This window comes from Gordonia alkanivorans NBRC 16433 (assembly GCF_000225505.1).
GTDB lineage: Bacteria > Actinomycetota > Actinomycetes > Mycobacteriales > Mycobacteriaceae > Gordonia > Gordonia alkanivorans.
On record NZ_BACI01000105.1, the window covers coordinates 1 to 2,644 of the forward strand.

A 2,644-nucleotide genomic window follows, 5' to 3' on the forward strand; every position below is an offset into this window, starting at 1 on the left:
TGAAGGCGCTCGCGGATCCGGTTCGGCTGCGGTTGCTGTCGGAGGTCGCCGCGCATCCGGGAGGTGAGGCGTGCGTGTGCGACATCTCCGGGCCGTTCGAGCTGTCGCAGCCGACGATCTCGCATCATCTCAAGGTGCTGCGTCAGGCGGGTCTGGTGACGAGCGAACGCCGCGCGACCTGGGTGTACTACCGTGTGAACACCGAAGCACTGCAACAACTGTCGGTCCTGCTGGGCGATCTCGCCATGGTTGTGGGGGAAACTCGTTCGTGCGAGGCCGACCAGTGACCACCACCGACACCGCGGTCGCGGCGAAGTTGTCGATGCTCGACCGGTTCCTGCCGGTGTGGATCGGCGCAGCAATGGTCGCGGGCCTGATGCTGGGCCGCACCGTTCCCGGCCTGGGTGACGCCCTGGCGGCCGTGGAGATCGACGGCATCTCGCTGCCAATCGCTCTCGGACTGCTGATCATGATGTATCCGGTGCTGGCCAAGGTGCGCTACGACCGACTCGACTCGGTCACTGGCGATCGTCGCCTGCTCCTGGGATCGCTCCTGCTGAACTGGATCGTCGGACCCGCGTTGATGTTCGCGCTGGCCTGGCTTCTGCTCCCGGACCTACCGGAATACCGGACCGGACTGATCATCGTCGGTCTGGCGCGCTGTATCGCGATGGTCATCATCTGGAACGACCTGGCGTGCGGCGACCGCGAGGCGGCTGCCGTCCTCGTCGCACTGAACTCGGTGTTCCAGGTGATCATGTTCGCCGTGCTGGGCTGGTTCTACCTTTCGGTGCTACCCGGATGGCTCGGCCTGGAACAGACGACCATCGACACCTCGCCGTGGCAGATCGCGAAGTCGGTGCTGATCTTCCTCGGAATCCCGTTGATCGCCGGCTATCTCACCCGCCGCATCGGCGAACGGGCCAGAGGCCGCGAATGGTACGAATCCTCGTTCCTCCCGCGATTGGGGCCGTGGGCCCTCTACGGTCTGCTGTTCACCATCGTCATCCTGTTCGCCTTGCAGGGGGAGCAGATCACCTCTCACCCGTGGGACGTCGTGCGGATCGCGCTGCCGCTGCTGATCTACTTCGCGGTGATGTGGGGTGGCGGATTCGTCCTCGGCGCCGCGATGGGGCTGGGTTACGCACGGACCACCACGCTGGCGTTCACCGCCGCCGGCAACAACTTCGAACTCGCCATCGCCGTCGCGATCGCGACCTATGGTGCGACCTCCGGCCAGGCTCTCGCCGGGGTCATCGGGCCACTGATCGAGGTCCCGGTTCTCGTCGCCCTCGTCTATGTGTCCCTGGCATTGCGGAAACGCTTCACAACTCCCACTGCTTCTAGCCTAGATGTGTCGAAGGAGCCTGCTCGCGATGTCTGAGAATGCGTTGGACGAACACCTACGTCGCGGTGAACACCGCGAGCAGCCCGAACTGTTGATGCCTCATACCGTGTTGGCCCGTACCGCCGCCGACTTGGCCGCCAAGTACGAAGGGGTGGTGTCTCGCCAGACGGTAGAACGCTGTGTCTTCGAGTCCTACACCGTGTTACGGCGTACCTCCCGGGTGCATACGCATCTGACGACCTTGGCGGGCCGGTTCGCGGCTGATCGGTTACGCGCCCTCGCCCAGGCTGAGGGCGCGGTGCCCAAGGATGTGCCCGAGGTTCTCTTCATCTGCGTGCAGAACGCCGGCCGCTCGCAGATGGCCGCAGGATTGTTGACCCATCACGCCGCTGGGCGGGTACACGTGCGCTCAGCCGGGTCAACACCCGCGCACTCGATCAACCCGACCGTCGTCGAAGCAATGAGCGAGATCGGCGTCGACTTGGGTACGCAGTACCCCAAACCGCTAACCGACGATGTGGTCGCCGCCGCCGACGTGGTCGTAGCGATGGGTTGCGGCGACGCGTGTCCGATCTATCCCGGTAAGCGGTATCTCGACTGGACGGTCTCCGATCCTGAAGGCCGTCCACTAGGCGAGGTTCGCGCCATCCGCGATGACCTTGATGCCCGGGTTCGCGAGCTCCTTGCCGAGCTCACGGCCGACCGTGTGTGACTTTCCGAGCTTTCCTCCACAGCTGAAAGGGCCTGTGTTTCATGTCTTCCTCTCGACCTAGCGTGCTGTTCGTGTGCGTCCACAATGCTGGCCGCTCACAGATGGCCGCGGGGTTCCTCACCGCTCTGAGCCAGGGCAGTGTCGAGGTCCGCTCCGCCGGATCTGCTCCCGCCGACTCGATCAATCCCGCCGCTGTCGCGGCGATGGCCGAAGTCGGTATCGACATCTCCGCGCAGTCACCGAAGATCCTCACCCCCGACACGGTCGAATCCTCCGACGTGGTGATCACCATGGGCTGTGGCGATGCATGTCCAGTATTCCCCGGCGTCAGGTACCGCGACTGGGCCCTCGACGACCCAGCCGGCCAAGGCATTGACGCGGTCCGCCCGATCCGCGATCAGATCCGCGGACTCGTCGAGGACCTCCTCGACGAACTCGTACCCGCCGACCAGCAGGTCGGCCGGTGAGCACGACACCGCAGGTGCTGTTCGTGTGCGTGTCCAATCGCGGCAAATCGGTGATGGCCGAACATCTCACACCGACAGTCACCGCCCGGATCACCCCATCCTCGGCCGGCACCAGCG

4 protein-coding genes and 1 pseudogene are annotated in these 2,644 nt (G+C 64.9%); all 5 read left to right on the forward strand.

Annotation, left to right across the window (positions count from 1 at the left end):
* A partial coding sequence (locus GOALK_RS19460) for an ArsR/SmtB family transcription factor (protein WP_006360544.1) occupies positions 1-287 on the forward strand: 287 nt, incomplete at its 5' end.
* Complete coding sequence (arsB, locus tag GOALK_RS19465; RefSeq protein WP_005193688.1) at positions 284-1,384, forward strand: ACR3 family arsenite efflux transporter; 1,101 nt, start codon at positions 284-286, stop codon at positions 1,382-1,384. The genes GOALK_RS19460 and arsB, both read left to right, overlap by 4 nt.
* The gene (locus GOALK_RS19470) at positions 1,377-2,060 is read left to right on the forward strand and encodes an arsenate reductase ArsC (protein WP_006360545.1); all 684 of its coding nucleotides are present in this window, start codon (positions 1,377-1,379) and stop codon (positions 2,058-2,060) included. Before arsB ends, GOALK_RS19470 begins: the two co-directional genes overlap by 8 nt.
* A 41-nt stretch (positions 2,061-2,101) precedes the next feature.
* A complete protein-coding gene (locus GOALK_RS19475) occupies positions 2,102-2,527 on the forward strand; it encodes an arsenate reductase ArsC (protein WP_006360546.1) in 426 nt (141 codons plus the stop codon).
* Positions 2,524-2,644 (forward strand): annotated as a pseudogene (locus tag GOALK_RS24365) (arsenate-mycothiol transferase ArsC); the annotation flags it as partial. The gene GOALK_RS19475 and the pseudogene GOALK_RS24365, both read left to right, overlap by 4 nt.

Coding starts and splice junctions, on each gene's coding strand:
- GOALK_RS19475 (WP_006360546.1), top strand. CDS start 2,102: ATGTCTTCCTCTCGACCTAGCGTGCTGTTCGTGTGCGTCCACAATGCT.
- GOALK_RS19470 (WP_006360545.1), top strand. CDS start 1,377: ATGTCTGAGAATGCGTTGGACGAACACCTACGTCGCGGTGAACACCGC.